2 protein-coding genes are annotated in these 2,849 nt (G+C 73.3%); one reads left to right on the forward strand and one right to left on the reverse strand.

Features of this window, described 5'->3' with window-relative positions; all coding sequences use genetic code 11:
* Positions 1 to 774: tetratricopeptide repeat protein (locus NIE111_RS29260; RefSeq protein ID WP_504859754.1), on the reverse strand; the 774-nt coding region annotated here is incomplete at its 3' end.
* Here NIE111_RS29260 and NIE111_RS29265 point away from each other — a divergent pair.
* Positions 763 to 2,748, forward strand: coding sequence for a hypothetical protein (locus NIE111_RS29265; protein WP_238687483.1), 1,986 nt, complete (start codon positions 763 to 765; stop codon positions 2,746 to 2,748). The genes NIE111_RS29260 and NIE111_RS29265 overlap by 12 nt on opposite strands.
* The last annotated feature ends 101 nt before the right edge of the window (positions 2,749 to 2,849 follow it).

Raw genomic sequence — 2,849 nt, forward strand, 5'->3', positions numbered from 1 at the left:
GTCATCGTCATCGTCATCGTCGTCATCGTCGTCATCGTCGTCATCGTCGTCGTCGTCGTCGTCGACATCGTCGTCGTCGACATCGTCGTCGTCGTCGTTCGTGTCGGTGGCCAGGTCAGCGTCGGGTCGGGCCGGCACCGCGCCGGGAGCGCCCGGGCCAGCGGCGATCTCCTCGGCGGCCTCGTCCTCCTCGTCACCCTCGATGACGACACCGTCGAGTTCGAGCAGCCGCTCGGCGGCGTCGGTCTCGCCCTCGGTGTCCACGTCGGCAGCGCGGGAGAACCATTCGCGGGCCTCCTCGCGCCGACCGACAGCGAGCAGCGCGTCGGCGTACGCGTACCGCAGCCGGGCCGTCCACGGCACGGTGGCCTCGTTGGTGAGGTCCGGGACCTGGAGCATCGCGACCGCCGCGTCCTTCTGCCCGAGGTCACCCCGCGCGCCAGCGGCGACGATCAGCAGTTCGATCGCCACGGCCTGGTCCAGCTTCTCCCGGTCCGCGCCACGGAACAGGTCAATGGCCCGCTCCGGCCGGCCGAGAGCCCGCTCGCAGTCCGCGAGCACGGCCAGGTGGCTCTGCAATCCGCTCATCCGGTGGTACGTGCGCAGCTCGGCGATCGCCGACTGCCACTCCCCCGCGCGGTACGCGGCCAGGCCGACCGCCTCACGGACAGCGGAGATGCGCGACGCGAGCCGCCGGGCGGCAAGCGCGTGCGCCAACGCCTCGGCCGGGTCCTCGTCGATCAGCTGCCCAGTGGCGACCAGGTGCCGGGCCACCGTCTCGGCGACCGGCTTGTTCAGCGAGAGCAGCTCAGCGCGGACGTCCTTGTCGAGGTCGGTCGCGACAATGTCGTCCGGCAGCGCCGGGGCCGAGCTACGCCCGCCCTCGGACGACTCGGAGCCACCCGCGCGGTCATCGCGACGGAACTCCCCCTCGCGACGCGGCCGCTCGTCGGACCGGAAACCCCCGGTACGCTCTCCGCCCCGGTAGCCGCCCTCGCGGTCACCGCCACGGAAACCACCCTCACGCGGGGCGCTGGAACGCGAACCGTCCCGGTCCCCGCCCCGGAAGCCACCTTCGCGACGGTCGCCGCCCCGGAAGCCACCCTCACGGGGAGCGCTGGAACGCGAACCGTCCCGATCGCCACCGCGGAAGCCACCCTCACGGGGGGCGCTGGAACGCGAACCGTCCCGGTCGCCACCACGGAAGCCACCCTCACGCGGCGGGCCGGAGCGAGTGCGGTCACCACCCTGGTAACCGCCCTCGCGGCGATCACCACCACGGAAACCACCGTCGCGGTCACCACCGCGGAAGCCACCCTCACGGGGGGCGCTGGAACGCGAGCCGTCGCGGTCGCCGCCCCGGAAACCACCCTCGCGGGGAGCGCTGGAACGCGAGCTGTCCCGGTCGCCGCCCCGGAAGCCACCTTCGCGGCGATCGCCGCCACGGAAACCACCGTCGCGGTCACCACCACGGAAGCCACCCTCACGCGGCGGGCCGGAGCGAGTGCGGTCACCACCCTGGTAACCGCCTTCGCGACGGTCACCACCACGGAAACCACCGTCGCGGTCACCACCGCGGAAACCGCCCTCACGAGGCGCGCTGGAACGCGAACCGTCCCGGTCGCCACCACGGAAACCGCCTTCGCGGCGATCGCCGCCACGGAAGCCACCGTCGCGGTCACCACCGCGGAAACCGCCCTCACGAGGCGCGCTGGAACGCGAGCCGTCCCGGTCGCCGCCACGGAAGCCACCCTCACGGTCGCCACCGCGGAAACCGCCTTCGCGGCGATCGCCGCCACGGAAACCACCGTCGCGGTCACCACCACGGAAACCACCCTCACGGGGAGCGCTGGAACGCGAACCGTCCCGGTCGCCGCCACGGTAGCCACCCTCACGGGGTGCGCTGGAACGCGAACCGTCCCGGTCGCCGCCCCGGAAGCCACCTTCGCGGCGATCGCCGCCACGGAAACCACCGTCGCGATCGCCGCCACGGAAGCCACCCTCACGCGGCGGGCCGGAGCGAGTGCGGTCACCACCCTGGTAACCGCCCTCACGACGGTCACCACCACGGAAACCACCCTCACGGGGAGCGCTGGAACGCGAACCGTCCCGATCGCCACCCCGGTAGCCACCCTCGCGGGGGGCGCTGGAACGCGAGCCATCGCGGTCGCCGCCACGGTAGCCACCCTCACGGGGAGCGCTGGAACGCGAGCCGTCGCGGTCGCCGCCACGGAAGCCACCGTCGCGGTCGCCGCCACGGAAGCCACCGTCGCGGTCGCCGCCACGGAAGCCACCGTCGCGGTCACCGCCCCGGTAGCCACCTTCGCGCGGTGCGCTGGAACGCGAACTGTCGCGGTCGCCGCCACGGTAGCCACCCTCGCGGGGAGCGCCGGACCGGAAACCGCCCTCACGCGGGGCACCCGAGCGGGACCCATCACGGTCGCCGCCGCGGTAGCCGCCTTCGCGCGGTGCGCTGGAACGCGAGCCATCACGGTCGCCGCCACGGAAACCACCCTCGCGACGGTCGCCGCCCTCACGGGGGGCGCTGGAGCGCGAGCTGTCCCGGTCACCACCACGGGAGCCAGAGTCGCGGCCGCCGGCGTATCCGCCTCGGGCGCCGCCGCTGTCGCGGTCTCCCCGGTACGGGGGCCGGCCTTTGTCATCGCGGCGCGGGCCGCGGTCGTTTCCGCCCGCACCGTCAGTACGGTCTTCGTAACGACGGGGACGGTCTCCGCCCTGCGGTCCTGAACTCACAGGTACATCCTTCCTGATTGCGCCACCAATGGCGCTACGCAGTCGAGGGCCGACCCGGATGGGGCGGCCCTCGACTGGAAGATTGTCCGGCGGCG

Origin of the sequence: Micromonospora hortensis, from assembly GCF_022230935.1 — a bacterium.
Classification (GTDB): domain Bacteria; phylum Actinomycetota; class Actinomycetes; order Mycobacteriales; family Micromonosporaceae; genus Micromonospora; species Micromonospora hortensis.